Annotated in this window: 19 protein-coding genes; 5 read left to right on the top strand and 14 right to left on the bottom strand. The window is 60.7% G+C overall.

From position 1 onward, the window contains the following. Nucleotides 1-53 precede the first annotated feature (53 nt). Together AD662_RS10380 and AD662_RS10385 are read right to left on the bottom strand one after the other, a co-directional pair. Nucleotides 54-455, bottom strand: a complete 402-nt coding sequence (locus tag AD662_RS10380; RefSeq protein WP_024618895.1) for a MerR family transcriptional regulator — start codon at nt 453-455, stop codon at nt 54-56. A gap of 207 nt (nt 456-662) precedes the next feature. Continuing rightward, nucleotides 663-1,595: a LysR family transcriptional regulator gene (locus AD662_RS10385; RefSeq protein WP_018611524.1), complete on the bottom strand. Its 933-nt coding sequence runs from the start codon at nt 1,593-1,595 to the stop codon at nt 663-665. Between the two features lie 177 nt (nt 1,596-1,772). Here AD662_RS10385 and AD662_RS10390 point away from each other — a divergent pair, with 177 nt between their 5' ends. Then, nucleotides 1,773-3,002 carry an acyl-CoA dehydrogenase gene (locus tag AD662_RS10390; RefSeq protein WP_024618896.1) on the top strand — a complete coding sequence of 410 codons (1,230 nt, stop codon included), beginning with the start codon at nt 1,773-1,775 and terminating at the stop codon, nt 3,000-3,002. 140 nt (nt 3,003-3,142) lie between these two features. Here the strand turns inward: AD662_RS10390 and AD662_RS10395 are convergent, their stop codons facing one another. The 11 genes from AD662_RS10395 to AD662_RS10445 all read right to left on the bottom strand — a co-directional run bounded on the left by AD662_RS10395 (nt 3,143) and on the right by AD662_RS10445 (nt 13,281). Beyond that, the gene (locus AD662_RS10395; protein WP_018611520.1) at nt 3,143-4,012 is read right to left on the bottom strand and encodes an isocitrate lyase/PEP mutase family protein; all 870 of its coding nucleotides are present in this window, start codon (nt 4,010-4,012) and stop codon (nt 3,143-3,145) included. A gap of 182 nt (nt 4,013-4,194) precedes the next feature. Continuing rightward, entirely contained in the window at nt 4,195-4,386 is a 192-nt protein-coding gene (locus AD662_RS10400; protein ID WP_082308741.1) for a hypothetical protein, read from the bottom strand. Nucleotides 4,387-4,413: 27 nt separating this feature from the next. Then, complete coding sequence (locus AD662_RS10405) at nt 4,414-5,073, bottom strand: hypothetical protein (protein ID WP_053187006.1); 660 nt, start codon at nt 5,071-5,073, stop codon at nt 4,414-4,416. Further along, on the bottom strand, nt 5,070-5,843 hold the full coding sequence (locus AD662_RS10410; RefSeq protein WP_074849625.1) for a hypothetical protein: 774 nt from the start codon (nt 5,841-5,843) through the stop codon (nt 5,070-5,072). Before AD662_RS10410 ends, AD662_RS10405 begins: the two co-directional genes overlap by 4 nt. A gap of 205 nt (nt 5,844-6,048) precedes the next feature. Continuing rightward, complete coding sequence (astA, locus tag AD662_RS10415) at nt 6,049-7,083, bottom strand: arginine N-succinyltransferase (RefSeq protein ID WP_018611511.1); 1,035 nt, start codon at nt 7,081-7,083, stop codon at nt 6,049-6,051. A gap of 61 nt (nt 7,084-7,144) precedes the next feature. Next, entirely contained in the window at nt 7,145-8,161 is a 1,017-nt protein-coding gene (locus AD662_RS10420) for an arginine N-succinyltransferase (RefSeq protein WP_018611509.1), read from the bottom strand. A 110-nt stretch (nt 8,162-8,271) separates the two neighbouring features. Further along, the gene (locus AD662_RS10425) at nt 8,272-9,621 is read right to left on the bottom strand and encodes an APC family permease (protein WP_053187008.1); all 1,350 of its coding nucleotides are present in this window, start codon (nt 9,619-9,621) and stop codon (nt 8,272-8,274) included. 73 nt (nt 9,622-9,694) lie between these two features. Further along, complete coding sequence (locus AD662_RS10430) at nt 9,695-10,447, bottom strand: N-formylglutamate amidohydrolase (RefSeq protein ID WP_033062818.1); 753 nt, start codon at nt 10,445-10,447, stop codon at nt 9,695-9,697. After that, nucleotides 10,431-11,783, bottom strand: coding sequence for a type I glutamate--ammonia ligase (locus AD662_RS10435; protein ID WP_053187011.1), 1,353 nt, complete (start codon nt 11,781-11,783; stop codon nt 10,431-10,433). Before AD662_RS10435 ends, AD662_RS10430 begins: the two co-directional genes overlap by 17 nt. Continuing rightward, nucleotides 11,780-12,424 (bottom strand): cysteine hydrolase family protein, encoded by a 645-nt coding sequence (locus tag AD662_RS10440; protein WP_053187014.1) that lies wholly within the window; start codon nt 12,422-12,424, stop codon nt 11,780-11,782. Before AD662_RS10440 ends, AD662_RS10435 begins: the two co-directional genes overlap by 4 nt. A gap of 2 nt (nt 12,425-12,426) precedes the next feature. Then, nucleotides 12,427-13,281, bottom strand: a complete 855-nt coding sequence (locus AD662_RS10445) for a MurR/RpiR family transcriptional regulator (RefSeq protein ID WP_024619146.1) — start codon at nt 13,279-13,281, stop codon at nt 12,427-12,429. A 299-nt stretch (nt 13,282-13,580) separates the two neighbouring features. Between AD662_RS10445 and AD662_RS10450 the strand changes: the two genes are divergently transcribed. Further along, nucleotides 13,581-14,159 carry a histidine phosphatase family protein gene (locus AD662_RS10450; RefSeq protein WP_053187017.1) on the top strand — a complete coding sequence of 193 codons (579 nt, stop codon included), beginning with the start codon at nt 13,581-13,583 and terminating at the stop codon, nt 14,157-14,159. Continuing rightward, nucleotides 14,156-14,914, top strand: coding sequence for a precorrin-6A synthase (deacetylating) (gene cobF / locus AD662_RS10455; RefSeq protein ID WP_053187020.1), 759 nt, complete (start codon nt 14,156-14,158; stop codon nt 14,912-14,914). Before AD662_RS10450 ends, cobF begins: the two co-directional genes overlap by 4 nt. 169 nt (nt 14,915-15,083) lie before the next feature. On the opposite strand, the gene ftrA is transcribed toward cobF, so the two are convergent. Next, nucleotides 15,084-16,043 carry a transcriptional regulator FtrA gene (ftrA, locus tag AD662_RS10460; RefSeq protein WP_053187021.1) on the bottom strand — a complete coding sequence of 320 codons (960 nt, stop codon included), beginning with the start codon at nt 16,041-16,043 and terminating at the stop codon, nt 15,084-15,086. 101 nt (nt 16,044-16,144) lie between these two features. On the opposite strand from ftrA, the gene AD662_RS10465 reads away from it, so the two are divergent. Next, complete coding sequence (locus tag AD662_RS10465; protein WP_018611488.1) at nt 16,145-16,579, top strand: rhodanese-like domain-containing protein; 435 nt, start codon at nt 16,145-16,147, stop codon at nt 16,577-16,579. 285 nt (nt 16,580-16,864) lie between these two features. Beyond that, complete coding sequence (locus AD662_RS10470) at nt 16,865-17,644, top strand: ABC transporter substrate-binding protein (protein WP_053187024.1); 780 nt, start codon at nt 16,865-16,867, stop codon at nt 17,642-17,644. Nucleotides 17,645-17,757 lie beyond the last annotated feature (113 nt).

Genomic DNA, 17,757 nt, shown 5'->3' on the forward strand with positions numbered 1-17,757 from the left:
GTCAGTTACATCGCTATCGCGAGCAGGCTCGCTCCCACAAGGGGCATGTTGTGTTACTGGACGATTTCCTCGCCATTGAGCGTCTGCTCCAGCGCCTGGATGCAGCGTTCTTCTGCGGTGTCGAGTTCCAGCTTCATCTGTTCGATGTCCAGCAATTGCTGTTCGAGCTGTTCCCGGCGCTCGGTGATTTTCGCCAGCATGCTGTGCAGCTGTTTCTGATTGCCGCTGGAGGGGTCGTAGAGTTCGATCAGCTCGCGGCATTCGGCCAGGGAAAAGCCAATGCGCTTGCCGCGCAGGATCAGCTTCAGGCTGACCTTGTCCCGCGGCGAGTAAATGCGCTCCTGGCCCCGTCGCTCCGGGCTCAACAGGCCTTGTTCTTCGTAGAAACGGATGGCCCGGGTGGTGATATCCAGCTCGCGGGCGAGGTCGGAGATGCTGTAGGTCTGGCTGCTCATGGAAGCGCTCGAAACGAAAGGGGCTGGCGCTAAGCTAAAGGCAGGTTTACGTTCGCGTCAAGCAATCGCAGGTGTGTTGCCGGTGCGGGCCTCTTCGCGAGCAAGCCCGCTCCCACAGGTTCTGTGTCGTACAGAAATGCTGCGTGCACCGCAGGTCCAATGTGGGAGCGGGCTTGCTCGCGAAGAACGATGACGCGGTCTATAGCCTTACACCACCTTATCGAGCTTCTTCTCATGGGCCGTCACCTGCTGGCACAGCTCGATCATCTGCTCGCGCATCCAGCGGTTGGCCGGGTCCTGGTCGGTACTTTCATGCCAGTAGAGGTGGGTTTCCACCGGCGGCACATCGTTGACGGGTAACAGGAAGGCATGCAGATCGTGACGACGGGCAAAGCGCTCGGGGACGGTCATGACCATGTCCGTTTGTTGCAGCACCTGGGAGGCCATCAGGTAATGCTGGGAGCGCAGGGCGATCTTGCGCTGGATACCCATCTTGCCGAGGGCCAGGTCGACATACCCCAGCCCGTTGCGGCGGCTGGAAATATGCACGTGGGTCTGTGCCAGGTAATCATCGAGGCTGATCTTTTCCTTGCCCGCCAACGGATGGCCCTTGCGCATGGCGCACACGTAGCGGTCTTCCATCAACTTGACGTGGCGCACCTGCGGGTCGGTGTTGAGCGGTGCATCCACGGCGAAGTCGAGGCGGCCGGCGGCCAGTTCCTTGGTGGTTTCACGGCGCTTGGAGAGGAAGCTCTCGATCGCCACGGTCGGCGCCAGGCGACGCAGGCGCTGGAACAGCAGCGGCAGGATCACGCCTTCGGTGAGGTCGGTCATGCTGATGCGGTAGGTCTTGACGGCCTGCAACGGGTTGAAGATCCGGCTTTCCTGCACCGATACCCGCAGCAGCGACAGGGCGTTGCGCACCGGACCGATGATGTTCTGGGCCATGGGCGTCGGCACCATCCCCTGGGCGGTGCGCACGAAGAGCGGGTCGTTGAAGGTCTCGCGCAGACGCGCCAGGGCATTGGACACGGCCGGCTGAGTGATGCCGACGATCTGCCCGGCGCGGGTCAGGTTGGCTTCGGTGTAGATCGCATCGAAGACAATGAAAAGGTTGAGGTCGACCTTGCTCAGATTCATGGCGCTGCACTCTTGTTCTTGGGCTTGTTGTGAGGTGCCGGGTGGCGATGAGAATCAGTGAAACATATATCGGTGATGAATGTTAATACACGCCGAGAATAGGTTAGGTAAATTTTCGTAGCTGAACTAGCATCGATTTCATGACCTAAAACAACCTCTGCCAAGAAGGTGCTGCTCATGGATTTTGCCTATTCCCCCAAGGTTCAGGAACTGCGTGAACGCGTCACGGCGTTCATGGATGCCTACGTCTACCCGGCCGAAGCCGTGTTCGAACGGCAAGTGGCCGAAGGCGACCGCTGGCAACCCACGGCCATCATGGAAGAGCTCAAGGCCAAGGCCAAGGCAGAAGGCCTGTGGAACCTGTTTCTGCCTGAATCCGAACTGGGTGCCGGCCTGACCAACCTGGAATACGCGCCGCTGGCAGAGATCATGGGGCGCTCGTTGCTGGGGCCGGAGCCGTTCAATTGCTCGGCGCCGGACACCGGCAACATGGAAGTGCTGGTGCGCTATGCCAATGAAGAACAAAAGCAACGCTGGCTCGAGCCACTGCTGCGCGGCGAGATCCGCTCGGCCTTTGCCATGACCGAGCCGGACGTGGCCTCCTCGGACGCCACCAACATGGCCGCCCGTGCCGAGCGTGACGGCGATGAGTGGGTCATCAACGGCAAGAAATGGTGGACCTCAGGGGCCTGCGATCCGCGCTGCAAGATCCTGATCTTCATGGGCCTGAGCAACCCCGATGCGCCACGCCATGCCCAGCATTCGATGATCCTGGTGCCGGTGGACACGCCTGGGGTCAAGATCGTCCGGCCGCTGCCGGTGTTCGGCTACGACGATGCGCCCCACGGGCATGCCGAAGTGCTGTTCGATAACGTGCGGGTGCCGTACGAAAACGTTTTGTTGGGTGAAGGACGCGGCTTTGAAATTGCCCAGGGTCGCCTCGGCCCGGGCCGGATTCACCACTGCATGCGTTCCATCGGCATGGCCGAGCGGGCATTGGAATTGATGTGCAAGCGTGCCGTCAGCCGCACGGCCTTCGGTCAGCCGTTGGCGCGCCTGGGCGGTAACATCGACAAGATTGCCGACTCGCGGATGGAAATCGACATGGCGCGCCTGCTGACGTTGAAGGCGGCGTACATGATGGACACGGTTGGCAATAAAGTGGCGAAGAGTGAAATCGCCCAGATCAAGGTCGTCGCACCAAACGTGGCCTTGAAGGTCATTGATCGGGCGATCCAGATCCACGGTGGTGCCGGGGTTTCCAACGATTTCCCGCTGGCCTACATGTACGCCATGCAACGCACCCTGCGCCTGGCCGACGGCCCGGATGAAGTCCATCGCGCGGCCATCGGCAAGTTCGAGATCGGCAAGTACGTGCCCAAAGAAATGCTGCGTAGCAAGGGCTAGGATCTGGCCCATCAAGGGCCTCTGTGGGAGCAAAGCTTGCTCGCGATAGCGGTGGGTCAGCTTGCATCAATGTGGGAGGTGCCACCGCCATCGCGAGCAAGCTTTGCTCCCACAGGCTAATCCTGTGGGGGCGAGTCCGCTTACTCCTTGACGCTCATGTACTCCTCGGCCCAGCGGATGTAGTCCTCGGGCTGGGTGTAGGTGTGTGTCAGTTCGGTGGCGCTCAGGTCCGAAGCCTGGGTGAAGATCTGCCGTTGTTCGCGAAGGCTGTCGTAGGTCGCCTTGATCGCGGCGAAATAGGCGCCGTGGCCGTCGATGGTCACGCGTACGCCCAATTCGGCCAGGCGCTTGTCGTCGCGCAGCAACGGGTTGCCATAAGTGACAAGCATCAGCGGCACGGTCAGGTTTTCGCTGATCTTCTCCAGGTGATCGAAGTCTTGCACGCCCACCATGCAAATCCCGTCCGCCCCGGCACGCTCATATTGTCGGGTACGGCTGATGATTTCCTGGACCGGCAGAATCGCGGCGTTGGTCCGGGCGATGATCGCCATTTCCGGATCGACTCGCGCCTCCAGCGCCGCACGAATCTTGCCGACACCTTCGGCTACGCCGATCAGGTCGGTGGATTTACGCCCGAACTGGGCCGGCAACAAGGTGTCCTCGATGGTCAGCGCCGCGATGCCGGCCCGTTCCAGTTCGACGATGGTGCGCATCACGTTCAGGGCATTGCCGTAGCCGTGGTCGGCGTCGGCGATCACCGGCAGTTGGGCCACGCGGCCGATGCGGGTGGCCTGTTCGGCAAATTCGCTGAGGGTGATCAGGGCGAAGTCCGGCGCGCCCAATACTTGCAAAGACGCCACCGAACCTCCCAGGATGCCTACTTCGAAACCCAGGTCGGCGGCAATGCGCGCCGACATCGGGTCGAACACCGAGGCGGTGTGGTAGCAGGTGTTGGAAGCCAGCAATTGGCGAAAGTTACGACGCAAATCTTGATGGGAAAGCCTGGACATATGAGTTCCACCAATGGAATGGAAAGGCTTGAGCAAAAGTGTCAACGCCGAAAGATCCAAAGGCTATCACGTGGCGGCGATAAAGATGATGACGAATGCGCATGGGCTATGCTTTTCATTGCACCAAAAGAGGGCCGCAGACCGGGAAGTCTGCAGCCTGGCAGAAGGGGGCTTACATATTATTAATCTTGGGTAGGCATGCTCAGGATTTGTTTGATCTCATGGATGTTCCCGACGTTGAAGCGTAATGTCCACTCGGGAAGCTGACACGGCGCTTCGCTCGTTAGCTTTGTCGCGGTATCCACTACATGAATGCCTGCGCGCAGCAAAGGGGCTTTATCCCAATCATTCAAATTATCCATATTCTGACTCATTAGGTTTTCCTTTTTTGTTCTCTGAGGTTATAGGGCAGCCAATGGTTGCCCGGGGTTGAGCAAGGACAGCGTATCGGTAAATAGCGCTGTTTCTTGCGAAGCTATGCCAGGGTAAAGCGGCGTGTAATTGTTATCGAAACACCAGGCTTCATCGGCTCTGATTGAACGCTCTGGATGAATAAGCAAGCTCAATGATGCGGACATTGACCGAGGCGCAATCTGTCTATGAATTTCCCGCAAGGCGGGCATGAATATGACTTCGCCTGGCGCCAGTTTTACGCTTCGCTCTTTGCCCAGTCGTGGCGCCTTGCCCATTTGTAACGGAAGTTCATCAAGAATTTCACGAATGATTGTCGTGTAGCCATCTCCGCTATAACCGACCGCATACATGTCGAAATCATGACTGTGGTTGAGGTTGTAAATGAAAGTTTCGCTCTCGTCATGGGTTTCTACCGGGGCCCAGAATCCCAGGCGGAGGGTGAACTCATCATTGCTGTGCAATACAAACGCATAAGCGTTGTAAAGGCTGTTGCGAATGGCGAATCCGTCCGCCTGGATCACGGCATGAAGATGTTGGCTCAGAATAGAGCGATTCGAGGCCAGCTGGCGCAAGTCTTCAACGACATCGGCTTTGTCTCGCAGTAGATCGTATGTTTTTATGCGTTCTATGAAGGTGTCCAGTTTCATGCCGCCGCCTCCAGTGGATGAAGCAAACGGTCGAGGCGCGCACTCTTGTGTTTTTTTAACAGCGGAACGTACGTCAACGCCTTGTGGCGGTCGGCCCGATAGAGTATCTGGAAGGCCTTCCACACCACGGCGCAGTGATAGTGATAGACCAGTTCCTCGGCGACTTTGACACTGTTGGGGTCTTGGATTGTTTCGAGCAGCTCGAGGCTGGTCAAATAGCGGGCAGCGCTTTCGTCGTGGGGCAACCAGGCTATTTTGCGCAGGGTAATACGATCAAATACGCTGATGTCCGCAGCTCTGTCAGGCAGATTGATTCGACCTGTCAGCTTGGCCGGCTGACGGCAGGTTTGTATGTGATCGAATAAAGTGTCTCGGCCGTCAATGACGAACGGATTTCTCTTGTCGATAATAACCCTGTCTGCTTTTTCGACACGATGCTCATTGACAGTATATCGCTGGATTTCGAAGGGTCGATCAAGCGTAAATAAAATGCTTTGGCCAGGTACCGAGTACAGCGCTGACGAGCGAGAGTCAAATGTGGCGGATTTGATACAGATATTGCCTATGTTCGTCTGATGCAGCATCAGGGTTCCGGTATGCGCATTGGTGATGTTCATGATTGTCGCCCTCCGGAAGGATTTCCTGGAGAACTCTGGTTTGTCGATTAACTGGCAAATCAATTGTTTTGTTTCTGACGTCATGTCCAATGTTTTAATTTTTTCCGCTATATAGGCGGGCGAAAACTTCTTGGTAATTAAAGTTTTTATCATGATCGTTTTCGTTGCAGTGGCTCGGTGTTGGAAAGTATGGTGTTGGGTAGGTGGGAGAGCAACGTTGCAATTGTCGATAAGTATTGCTGGTCGACGATCACGGCGCCTTTATGGCGCGTAAGAAAAGTTGTGTTTTATCTGCTTGAAACACTTCATCCTCACATTGCGCGAGGGGAAGAAAGTGCCAGGACGGGAAGTCGGGGAGTTACGCCGCCACAGCCTGCCGGGCCTGCTTGAGCAATGCCACGGCGCGCACCGTATCACCCGGTTGCACTTGCAGGCGTTTGGCGGTGAGGCGATCGACGAGCAGCTTGTGGCCATGCTGGTGCGCGCGAGCGCTGGTGACGCGGCAGTTTTCCCTGCGCCGATTGTGAATCAGCCAGACCGGTGCCTGTTCGTCCGGGGTGCCAATGATCAGGGTCAGCGTCTGGCTGTCGCGTACCGTGCGGATCTTCGACACTGGCGCCTCGATCACGGGGCCGCCGTCAAAGATGTCGATGTAGCCCTTATGGCTGAAACCTTCGGCGCTGAGGATTTTCATGGCCGGCTCGGTGTTCGGGTGAGCCTTGCCGATCACCGCCTGGGCCTGTTCGGTGAGCAGGCAGGTGTACAGCGGCTGGCGTGGCATCAGTTCGGCGATGAACGACTTGTTGCCCATGCCGGACAACTGATCGGCGTAGCTGAAGTCTTTCTTGAAAAAATGCCGTCCCAGGCTATCCCAGAACGGCGAACAGCCCTGTTCGTCGGCATGGCCCCGCAGTTCGGCGATCATTTTTTCGCCGAACAGCTGGGGAAATTCGGCCACGAACAGCAGGCGCGCCAGGGACAGCAGGCGGCCGTTATGACCGCGACGTTGCTCGGGGTGCAGGAACAACGAGCAGATTTCCGATTGTCCGGACATCTCGTTGTTGAGGAACAGCGTCGGGATCTGCCGCTGGATCCCCAACTCCGGCGCCGAGCTGACCGTCAGCCCGACCCGATAGTTGTACCAGGGCTCGCGCAGCCCGACCGCGCCGGTCAGGGCGCTGATGCCCACTACCTGCCGATCATCGTCTTCGAGCACGAACAGGTAATCGGCGTCGGCACGTTCGACTTGTCCGGCAAAGGTCCGTTGGGCCCAGCGAATACGATGGGCCAGGCGCTCTTCGTTGGCCGGCAGGCTGGTGAAGCCGGGGCCTGCGCAACGGGCCAGGTCCAGCAATGCGGGCAGATCGGTAATGGCGACCGGACGGACAATCATGCTGCAGCTCCTTCATTGTGTCGGTCCAAGCGCTGATGCGTGCCATGGGATCGAGTGAGGTTCATAGGGCAACCACCCGGATCCGCTCGCCATCCATGACGCCCAGGGCTGCGAGCATGTCGGGCGACAGAGCCACGGGGCCCTCGGCGTTGACGTCCAGCTCGGCGACGATGGCCCGGTAGTTTCCAAGACGGTCGTTACTCACCAGGTAACGGCCTCTGGCATCGATCTGCAGGCTTTGCCGGGCCGTGGCGCTCCGACTTTGCGTGATGGTACGGATGTTGGCGATACGGGCATGCAAGGTCGGCCCTCCGTCGAAGATATCGACGTAGCTGTTGGTCTCGAAACCCTCGCGCGCCAGGATGTCGAAGGCTTCCTGGCCGTCGGGATGCACCCGGCCGATGCAGGCCTGGGCCGCTGGCGGCAGCATGGGTACGTAGATCGGGTATTGCGGCATCAGCTCGGCGAGAAAGGTCCGGCTCTGCAAGCCGCACAACCGTTCGGCTTCGACGTAGGGCAGGTCGAAGAAGTGCTGGCCGATGGCGTCCCAGAAGGGCGACTGACCGTCCTCGCTGCTGAACCCGACGATTTCGGTGATGACCGATTCGGCAAAGCGCTGGGGATGGGCGGCGATGAACATCAGCCGGGCCCGGGATAGCAGCTCCGATGCCGGTGTGCGCACCCGCTCGGCGTCGATGTGGAAGCCACGCAGCAGCGTCTGGCCGTTGAGGTCCTGGCACAGTGACAGCGCGGGCACGCCATGCTGGATATTCAGCTCCCGGGACTCGCTGGAAAACGGCCGATTGCGCAGGCTGTAGAACGGTTCGTTGTAACCGGTGCTGGAGAGAATTTCCGAACAACCGACCAGGCGCCCGGATGCCAGGTCCTCCAGGACAAAGAAATAATTCTCCGCGCCAGGACCCTGCACATCGGCCTCGAACGAGGCGCACGAGTCGAGGATCTTTTCCTCCAGGCGCGCGGTATCGTCCGGCAGCGACGTGACACCCACCAGGCTGTCACGGGCCAGTTGTTGCAGTTGCGGCAGATCGGTTAATTGAACTGGACGTAAGGCCAGCATGGATTGCACTCCTGTTCCAGAGAGCCCGGTGACCAGCACCGGGCTTGACGATCACTGTCGATGTCCACGCGTTGTAACCACGGTTGGCCGAATCATTCGACTGCCGACCCTCACTGGCCGGCCGGATCGGGCACGGCGCTGGGGTTGCCGAATTTGTTGAGCACACACAGGTAGACCACGCCCGCGGCGATCCAGATCAGGCCGAGCTTCTGCGCAGCCACACCCATGTTGTACATGATGGCCGCGACGATCACGAAGCCGACCAGTGGGCAAATCAAGTGGCGAATCAGTTGGCCGGACTGCTGGCGGCGCCAGTAATGGTTGATGACGGTGATGTGCAGCAACATGAAGCCGCTCAGGGCGCCGAAATTGACCAGGGAGGTGAGGGTGTCCACGGCGTCGATGAACAGGTAGCAGATCAACAGCGACAGCACCGCTACCAGGTAGATGCTCAAATACGGGGTGTTGTGTTTCGGATGGACCTTGGCCAGCACCTTGGGCAACTGGCCGTCCCGGGCCATGCCGAACAACAGGCGCGACACCGCCGCCTGCGAAGTGATCGCCACGGCCACGCCCCAGGCCAGGGCCGTGGCAACCGCGGTCAAGGTGGCCAGCCAACTGCCGGCTGCCAATTCGGCGATTTCATAGAATGCGGTGTCGGCGGACTTGAAACCCATGCCAGCGGCCAGGTCCGTGGCGATCCAGGTCTGCACCACGAAGATCGCCCCCATCACCAGCAAGGTCACCAGGGCTGCCTTACCGACGCTGCGACCCGGGTCGCCCTTGATCTCTTCAGCCAGCGTGGAAATGGCGTCGAAGCCCAGGAACGACAGTACCGCGATGGACACGGCTTGCATCAGCAGGGCGAAGTTGAAGTGTTCCGGGCTGTACAGCGGCGCCAGGGTCAGTTGGCCGTTACCGGCCCCGCCCTGCAGGGCATTCCAGGCGTAGAACAGGAAAATCCCCAGCACCACCAGCTGCGCCAGCAGAAAAATGATGTTCATCCGCGCGGTGAAGGTGATGCCCCGCAGGTTGACGAAGGTCGCGCTCACCAGGAAGGCCAGGATGAAACCGACCTTGGGGATGTCCGGGTACAAATGGTTCAGCGCCATGGCGGCGTAGACATAGAGCAGCGGCGGGATCAGCAGGTAGTCCAGCAGCATCAGCCAGCCGGCAATGAAGCCGACGTGTGGGTTAAGGCCCCGTTGCGCGTAGGAATAGACCGAACCTGCCACCGGAAAGGCCCGGGCCATGCTGCCGTAGCTCAAGGCAGTAAACAGCATCGCCACCATGCCGATGATGTACGCCAGCGGCACCATCCCCGGTGCCTCGGCGTTGACGTAGCCATACACGCCGAACGGGGCGATGGGGATCATGAAAATCATCCCGTATACCACCAGGTCTGTCAGCGACAGGCCGCGTTTCAATTCCTGTTTGTAGCCAAATGCCTCAATGCTCATGAGCCGTTTTCCTTTTCAGCTGTGTGGGTTGCGCTTGCTTGCTGTCTGTCGCGGGGAACTTGCCGCTGCCGCGCTACAGCAGGGGTGCCAGGTAGGCGCTCCAGGTCCGCACCGCCTCGGGGCTGCGCAGTTGGTCGTTGCGCACTTCGATCAACACCGAGTCCAGGCCGCGGCCATCGCCGTGCACCGGGACCGTCATGTCGGTCAGGGGGTTGATCTTGTAGGGTTGGTTGCCCGCTGCTCGCAGCGAATGCCGGCCTAGCCCGTCGACGATGTGCTGGGCGTATTCCTTGGCTTCGCCGAACAGCACGCCCGCTTCGAGGGCGCGCGGCTGGCCGTAGAACACCGGGGTGAAACTGTGGATGCCCACCACGCGCACCGGCCGGTTGGCGGCCAGGCGCTGGTCGATCAATGCCCGCAACCGATCATGGAAGGGATGGAACAGACACTGCTGGCGATATTCGCGCGTGGCCTCGTCCAGGTCATGGTTGCCCGGGACCTGGTAGATCTCGCTCTGGGCCGGAATGCTGTCCGGCACATGCAGCGGCCGGTTGAGGTCAATTAACAGCCGTGAGTAATTGGCAGCCAGCAAGGTCGCGCCGAGGGTTTCGGACAGGCGTTCGGCCAGGTGCAGGGCGCCAATGTCCCAGGCAATGTGCTCCTGGGACGCGGTTTCATCCAGGCCCAGGTCGTTCAGCGCATCGGGAATGAAGCGGCTGGCGTGCTCGCACACCAGCAGCACCGGGTGTTCGGAGTCCTCCCGGGCCAGTCGGTAGGGGGGCTTGGTGTAGAGGCCTGATTCAGCACATTCAATAGATTCGTGCATAGTGCTCACAACGCTCGGCAGGTGACAGCGCCTCGGTCAAGGCCAGCTCCTGGGCCTTCAAGGCGAAGTAGGTTTCGACCAGCGGACCGGGCAGGGTCTCGAGCAGCGCCCCGCTGTGGCGCAGGCAGTCCAGTGCCTGGGCCAGGGTTGTCGGCAGGGCGATAATGCCACGGGCACGACGTTGTGCTTCATCCAGCTCATCGGGTATTTCATCAGTGACAGCGTTCAAGGCCAGCCGTTGCTGGATACCCAGTCGCCCGGCAATCAGCAGTGCCGCCATCGCCAGGTGTGGCGAGGCGGTGGCGTCCATGGCACGGAACTCCAGGTTGTACTGGTTCGCCAGCGGTTTGCCGCTCAGGCTCACGGTCGGGCAGATGCGCAGCGCCGCTTCGCGGTTGCGCTGTCCCAGGCACGCATAGGACGCGCTCCAGTGATGAGGTTGCAGGCGCTCGTAGGACACCGGCGTCGGCGCAGTCAACGCACATAGGGCAGGCAGATAGTGCAGCACACCAGCGGCCCAATGCTGGCCGAGGCTGGACAAGCCATTACTGCTGGCGGCGTCATGCAGCACCGGGTCCGCGCTCAGGTCTTGCAGGCTCAGGTGCAAATGCACGCCGTTGCACACGGCGTGTTCCGCGGTCTTGGGGGCGAAGCTCAGGTCCAGGCCCATTTGCCGGGCGATCTCGCGGGTGATTTCCCGGACGTTCACGGCTCGGTCGGCAGCGGCCACGCCCAAGGTCGGGCGGCAGGTGATTTCGTATTGATGCTGGCCATATTCCGGCAGGAACATTTCCGGCTCGACACCGCCGGCCCGCAGGGCACTGAGCAACCACCCGGCGAATTCGGCCTGCTGGCGCTGGGCCTGGAGGCTGAAGGCCAGGCGATCAGGCTGCGCAGGCGTGGCAAGCAGGTTGAATTCATGCTCGAACGCGGCGAAAACCTGCAAGCCCAGTTCGCCGCGATAACGCTCCACTTCGTCCTGCAACAGCGTGCGCGGGCAGGCGCTCCAGGGGCGGCCGTCGGTCTCCCGAATGTCGCAATGGATGAAGTCGAGGGCAGGCGCCTGGGCGTCGGGGCCGTTGTTGACGGTCACCCGGCTGGACAGGTCCGGCACCAGCCGCAGGTCGCCATAAGCGCCCCAGGGGTTGGCCGAAGCGATGATGTCCTGGGGCGTCAGCGCGCTGTTGGCCGGCACCCAGCCACAGCCCGCGGTGACGTAGTGGGGCAATTCATCGCTGGGAAACGAGCGCCCACGGGTCACGCCGATCAGGTCGGTGGTCACCAGGGTCGTGACGGGCAGCGGGGCGAGGACGGCGGCAGGATCGAGGCGGCTCATGGCTGCATCTCCTGCAACCGCGCGAGCACGGTGTCGGTATCGGTGATCCAGCAATAACCCTTGATTGCGTTCAGGCACGCCAGGTGCCGTTGTTCGGTGTAGGTGGCGCAGGCATCTTCCACCAGTGTGACCAGGTAGCCGCGATCGGCGGCGTCGCGCACGGCCATATCGACGCACTGGTCGGTGACGATGCCTGCAACGATCAAGTGGCGGGTCTGCAGGTTGCGCAGCACGTAGTCGATGTTGGTGGAATTGAAGACCCCGGAGGAGGTCTTGGGCAGCACGATTTCGTTTTCCAGCGGCGCCAGTTCGGCAATGATCTGCGCCTCGGGGCTGCCCTTGGGCAGGTGCATGTCCGACAGCTTGTGATCCAGGGAACGGTCGCGGCCATCGGCGGTGAGGCTTTCGATGTGGGTGTGCAACACGTTGTGCAGCCCTTCGCGCATCGCGCCGAGCAAGCGCTGCTGGTTGGGGATGACCTGCTGGCGGGCCCGCTGAATGAAATACTCGGCCTCCTGGGTGTGCAGGTGGGCATCGAATTGCGGTTCCAGCCAGGCGCGTTGCATGTCCACCAGCAGCAAGGCGGTGTGCTGGCAGGTGAACGGCAAATCCCGGGGCGAGCGGTGGGGGAGCGAGAACATCCTTATTTTTCCTCCAACAGGTGCGTGTTGAATTCCGTGCGCAAGGCATCGATGCCTTCCAGGCGTTCGGCCAGCTCGGGGCATTGCAGGGTCAGGCAGGCAATCAGCGCCTCGACCTGGGCCAGCGCCGGCACCAGGCTGTCGAAGGCCGAGATCGATTCCACCGGGGCGCTGATGATCAGGTCGGACAGCTCGCGCAATGGCGAGGCGTAGACGTCGCTGAACAGAACGACCCGGGCGTGCCGTTCCTTGGCCGCGCTGGCCACGCGCAGGGCCTGGGCCTGGTAGCGGCGGTAATCGAAGATCAGCACCACATCCTGGCGCTGCACGTCGAACAGCCGGTCAGGCAGTTGGGCGTTGTCTTCCAGGGCAAAACAGCCGGCGCGCAACAGCCGCAAATGGTTGAGCAGGTAGTGGGCCAGGAAGCTGCTGAAACGCCCGCCGAAGCAATGCACCTGATGGCGGCTGTCGAGCAACCACTGCACGAGAATGCGCACGTCTTCGGGCTGGGTCAGGGCCTGGGTGTCGATGAGGTGGCGTTGACTGGCGGCCAGGTACTGGCTCCAGGTATCGCCTTGCTGCAATTTGGCCCGCGGTTTCAACAGGGTGCGGGGGGAGCGCAGGCGATGGTCCATGTCACTGAGCAGTGCATCCTGGAATTCGGCGTAACCGCCAAACCCGAGTTTTTTCACCAGCCGCACGATGGTCGGGTCGCTGACACCGGCATGGTCTGCCAGGCGTGACATCGGGCCGAGGCCGTTGCGTGGGTAGTGATCGAGCAGGGCACGTACGACCTTGCGTTCCGACGGCGTCAAAACCAGGCCGGGATCGGTGATCAGGTCTCTGAGAGGTGGCATCCGTGCTCCTTGCCAGGATGGGTGTTGAATTTCTTTCATAACTCCTGAAAACAGTATTTATGTAGCTGGTGCTACATGTCCAGTGGTTTTTACGTTCCGTTTAAAATGCTCCAATATTGTGCGAAACCCTTGTAGGAGTTGGTCCCGGCTGGGTAGACCGGGTATGTCAGTCGATGCTTCTGACGATGTCGGACATAACGCCTTTTTGTCTCACTTATTTGATTTCGTATAAGGTGCTGTACAGCTAAGTGCGTGAATATCCCGCCCGTGCGACCCTTCCGATTGCCTGAGAATCCAGTGTGCAAGCCACTCGCCTGACCTTGATCTGCCACGCCCGCACCACCGCCCAGAAGCAGGCGCGCTTTGGCCTGGACGAACCGCTGGACGCCGACTGGCTGGCACGCCGCGCGCAGATCGACCACCACTACCGAAATGTCCGGCAACTGCTGTGCGGGCCGGAACTGCGCACGCGCCAGACCGCCGCCTTGTTCGGCGACGAGCCCGAGCAGGACCTGGCCCTGGCCGATTGCGATCTGGGACGCTGGCGCGGGTTGTCCATCGATGACTTGCTCCAGGCTGAACCGCAAGCCCTGCAGAGTTGGCTCGATGATGTCGAGGCGGCCCCCCATGGTGGTGAATCTGTCGCCCAGTTGTGTCGCCGTGTCGGGAATTGGCTGGCCAGTCTGGAAACCCGGCCCGGACATCTGCTGGCCGTCACCCACCCCTTCGTGATCCGCGCAGCCCTGGTGAATGTCTTGGGCTGCCCGGCCGCCACATTCAACCGGATCGACATTGAACCGTTGTCCACCCTCGAATTGCGTTTCAACGGCGTATGGCGATTACGCACCCAGGGACCTGACCAGGAGTCGCCGCGATGAAGACGTTGTCAGTCATTGGCATTGGGGCCGGCGATCCGGATCAACTGACGATGCAGGCAGTGAAAGCCTTGAACCGCTTGGACGTGGTCTTCCTCATGGACAAAGGCCCGGCCAAGGACAAACTGTTGGACCTGCGGCGCGAAGTCTGTCGGCGCTACATCGTTGATCGCACCTACCGTTTCGTCGAAGCCTACAGCCCGGAACGCCAACGCGGCGACCTGGACTACAAGGACAGCGTCGAAGCCTTGAACCGGGCTAAACAGGCCACCTTCGAACGCTTGATCAATGAAGAACTGTCCGACGGTCAACGGGGTGGTTTTCTGGTGTGGGGCGATCCGGCGTTGTACGACAGTACGGTGCGCATCTTGCAGGCGATTCTCGACGCGGGCCGCTGCGCCTTCGAATTCGAGGTGATCCCCGGCATCACCAGCGTCCAGGCCCTGGCCGCCCGGCATAAAGTGCCGTTGAACAGCATTGGCGGCTCGCTGGAAATCACCACCGGACGCCGGTTGGCGGCGGGGCAGGTGGGCGACGCGGCGAGTGTGGTGGTGATGCTCGATGCCGAGGACGCCTATCGCCAGGTGAGCGATCCCGAGACGCAGATCTACTGGGGAGCCTATGTGGGGACGCCGGATGAAATCCTTATCGCCGGCCGCCTGGGGGATGTGGCCGATGACATCGAGCGCACCCGCAAGGCCGCGCGCAAGGCCAATGGCTGGATCATGGATACTTATTTGTTGCGCAAGCCTCAATGACGCTTGCGCATCACCTTGTGGCGAGAGGGTATGTGGGAGCAAGGCTTGCCCGCGATACAGGCGATGCGGTCTTCCAGAAATCGAGGTGCTCATATCGCGAGCAAGCTTTGCTCCCACATAAATGCCCTCACCACAGCAGCGTTCGACAGCTTCATCGCCAGTAGGCTCTTTACCCCCGCCCAAACCGCTCCCGATACACCGACGGCGCCAACCCCACGACGCTGCGAAACGCCACGCGAAAGCTTTCCACCGAGCGGTAGCCGCACAGTTGCGCGATGTTATCGGTGTTGTCCCCGGTGCTTTCCAGCAACTCGCGGGCCCGGGCCAGGCGTTCATGTTGCAGCCAGGCCTTGGGCGACACGCCGCAGGCCTGGGTGAAATGGCGCAGGAAGGTGCGTTCGCTCATGGCCGCCTGGCTGGCCAGTTCGCGCACGCCGAGGGGTTCGTGCAGGCGTTCGCGGGCCCATTGCATGACACTCGACAGGTCGCTGCGTGGCGTGCGGCTGACCGGTGAGGGAATGAACTGCGCCTGGCCGCCCGTACGTTGCGGCGACATCACCAACCGGCGTGCCACGCAGTTGGCGACCTGGATGCCATAGTCCCGTGCCACCAGGTGCAGGCAGGCATCGATACCGGCGGCGCTGCCCGCCGAGGTGATGACCTGTCCTGAATCCACGTACAGCACATCCGGGTCTACTCGCACGGCCGGAAAGCTTGCGGCCAGTTCGTCGGTGTAGCGCCAATGAGTCGTGGCGCCCAGGCCATCGAGCAGCCCGGCGGCGGCGAGTACGAAGGCACCGGAGCAGATCGACAGCAGGCGCGCACCACGGGCGTGGGCCCTGCGCAGTGCCTCGAGCAACGCCGGGGACGGTGGCTCGCTGCGGTTGCGCCAGCCTGGCACGACAATGGTCCGGGCGGTTTCGAGCAGTTCCATGCCGCCATCAGCCAATACCTGGAAGCCGCCCATGGCGCGCATCGGGCCGTCATCGACCGCGACGATCCGATGCGTGTACCAGGGGAAATCGAATTCCGGTCGCTCCAATCCGAAGATCTCGACGGCGACACCGAATTCGAAAGTACACAGGCCGTCGTAGGCGAGGATCGCGACCAGACCAGGGTTAGGCTGCATTTGGCGGAAAATTCCCACAGAGTGTCTTGTGCGCCACTGTAGCGGTAAGCATTGGGGGGATAAAGTCTCTTCACGCCTTATCTATCCTGGAGTACACGCCCATGACCAGCCTGGTTCGCGAAGTGCCTGCTGCCCCCTCCGATATCGCCCTGCAGCATTTCAGCCGTCGCCTGACATTCGAAACCGATTGTTCCGACGTTCATGCCAGCCAACAGGCCGGCAACATCGATTTTGTGCTGGTGGATGTACGCGGACCACTGGCCTACGAACGCGGCCACGTACCCGGGGCGATCAACCTGCCAACCCGCACTCTCACCGCCCAGGCACTGGCCGCCTATGCCAAGACCACCCTGTTCGTGGTGTATTGCGCCGGCCCGCATTGCAATGGCGCGAACAAGGCGGCAGTGCGCCTGGCAACGTTGGGATACCCGGTCAAGGAAATGATCGGCGGCGTCATGGGCTGGCTCGATGAAGGCTTTCGCCTGAGCGGCACAGTGGAGCGCATGGCGGACGAGGCGATCAGCTGCGACTGCTGAGACAGCGCAAACAGCTTTTTGTGGGAGCGAGCTTGCTCGCGATGACGGCGGCACATTTGGCATTGAGGCACGCTGACGCACCGCGATCGCGAGCAAGCTCGCTCCTACAGAACTTCGGCGTTACAACACGGCATTAGTGGCTTTTTATAAGTATTTGTCGCCTCAACATAATTCCCCTCCCGAGTGCCCCTCTAGACTCCGGCCACTTCGGTTTTTCCTGACCGAACGCTGCCTACGAATCTGCCTATAACGATCAATAAAATACCTGCGCACTCAGGAGCGAAAATGAACAAGCTAGCCATGTTCGGTGCCCTGGCACTGTCCGTATTGTCCCTGTCGGCCGTGGCCGAAGACGCCAAGCCGATCCGCCTCGGGATCGAGGCCGGTTATCCGCCGTTTTCGATGAAAACCGCCGATGGCAAGCTGACCGGCTTCGATGTCGATATCGGCGACGCCCTCTGCGAGCAGATGAAGGTCAAGTGCACCTGGGTCGAGCAGGAGTTCGATGGCCTGATCCCCGCGCTGAAAGTGAAGAAGATCGATGCGATCCTGTCGTCCATGACCATCACCGACGACCGCAAGAAAAACGTCGATTTCACCATCAAGTACTACCACACCCCGGCGCGTTTCGTGATGAAGGAAGGCTCCGAGGTCAAGGACCCGCTGACCGAGCTCAAGGGCAAGAAAGTCGGTGTGCTACGTGCCAGTACCCACGACCGTTTCGCCACCGAAGTGCTGGTGCCTGCCGGGATCAACCTGGTGCGCTACGGCTCCCAGCAGGAAGCCAACCTGGACATGGTCGCCGGTCGTCTCGACGCCATGCTGGCCGACTCGGTCAACCTCGACGACGGTTTCCTGAAGACCGATGCCGGCAAAGGCTTTGCCTTCGTGGGCCCGACCTATGAAGACGCGAAATACTTCGGCGGTGGCGCCGGCATTGCGGTGCGCAAGGGCGATAAGGCCTTGGCCGATAAATTCAACGCCGCCATCAGCGAAATCCGCGCCAATGGCACGTACAAGAAGGTGCAGGACAAATACTTCGCTTTTGATGTCTACGGGCATTAATCGGTAGGCGCTGCTGTAGGAGCTGTCGAGCGAAGCGAGGCTGCGATCTTTCCACTGCCAGTTGAGTCCAGAGCGAAAGATCAAAAGATCGCAGCCTAGTCATTTGGAGATTT

This window comes from Pseudomonas kilonensis (assembly GCF_001269885.1).
GTDB classification, from domain to species: Bacteria; Pseudomonadota; Gammaproteobacteria; order Pseudomonadales; family Pseudomonadaceae; genus Aquipseudomonas; species Aquipseudomonas kilonensis.

What these genes read in the sequence shown, in the direction of transcription:
- AD662_RS10380 (WP_024618895.1), bottom strand. Translation starts at nt 455, where the DNA reads ATGAGCAGCCAGACCTACAGCATCTCCGACCTCGCCCGCGAGCTGGAT.
- AD662_RS10385 (WP_018611524.1), bottom strand. Translation starts at nt 1,595, where the DNA reads ATGAATCTGAGCAAGGTCGACCTCAACCTTTTCATTGTCTTCGATGCG.
- AD662_RS10390 (WP_024618896.1), top strand. Translation starts at nt 1,773, where the DNA reads ATGGATTTTGCCTATTCCCCCAAGGTTCAGGAACTGCGTGAACGCGTC.
- AD662_RS10395 (WP_018611520.1), bottom strand. Translation starts at nt 4,012, where the DNA reads ATGTCCAGGCTTTCCCATCAAGATTTGCGTCGTAACTTTCGCCAATTG.
- AD662_RS10400 (WP_082308741.1), bottom strand. Translation starts at nt 4,386, where the DNA reads ATGAGTCAGAATATGGATAATTTGAATGATTGGGATAAAGCCCCTTTG.
- AD662_RS10405 (WP_053187006.1), bottom strand. Translation starts at nt 5,073, where the DNA reads ATGAAACTGGACACCTTCATAGAACGCATAAAAACATACGATCTACTG.
- AD662_RS10410 (WP_074849625.1), bottom strand. Translation starts at nt 5,843, where the DNA reads ATGATAAAAACTTTAATTACCAAGAAGTTTTCGCCCGCCTATATAGCG.
- astA (WP_018611511.1), bottom strand. Translation starts at nt 7,083, where the DNA reads ATGATTGTCCGTCCGGTCGCCATTACCGATCTGCCCGCATTGCTGGAC.
- AD662_RS10420 (WP_018611509.1), bottom strand. Translation starts at nt 8,161, where the DNA reads ATGCTGGCCTTACGTCCAGTTCAATTAACCGATCTGCCGCAACTGCAA.
- AD662_RS10425 (WP_053187008.1), bottom strand. Translation starts at nt 9,621, where the DNA reads ATGAGCATTGAGGCATTTGGCTACAAACAGGAATTGAAACGCGGCCTG.
- AD662_RS10430 (WP_033062818.1), bottom strand. Translation starts at nt 10,447, where the DNA reads ATGCACGAATCTATTGAATGTGCTGAATCAGGCCTCTACACCAAGCCC.
- AD662_RS10435 (WP_053187011.1), bottom strand. Translation starts at nt 11,783, where the DNA reads ATGAGCCGCCTCGATCCTGCCGCCGTCCTCGCCCCGCTGCCCGTCACG.
- AD662_RS10440 (WP_053187014.1), bottom strand. Translation starts at nt 12,424, where the DNA reads ATGTTCTCGCTCCCCCACCGCTCGCCCCGGGATTTGCCGTTCACCTGC.
- AD662_RS10445 (WP_024619146.1), bottom strand. Translation starts at nt 13,281, where the DNA reads ATGCCACCTCTCAGAGACCTGATCACCGATCCCGGCCTGGTTTTGACG.
- cobF (WP_053187020.1), top strand. Translation starts at nt 14,156, where the DNA reads ATGAAGACGTTGTCAGTCATTGGCATTGGGGCCGGCGATCCGGATCAA.
- ftrA (WP_053187021.1), bottom strand. Translation starts at nt 16,043, where the DNA reads ATGCAGCCTAACCCTGGTCTGGTCGCGATCCTCGCCTACGACGGCCTG.
- AD662_RS10465 (WP_018611488.1), top strand. Translation starts at nt 16,145, where the DNA reads ATGACCAGCCTGGTTCGCGAAGTGCCTGCTGCCCCCTCCGATATCGCC.
- AD662_RS10470 (WP_053187024.1), top strand. Translation starts at nt 16,865, where the DNA reads ATGAACAAGCTAGCCATGTTCGGTGCCCTGGCACTGTCCGTATTGTCC.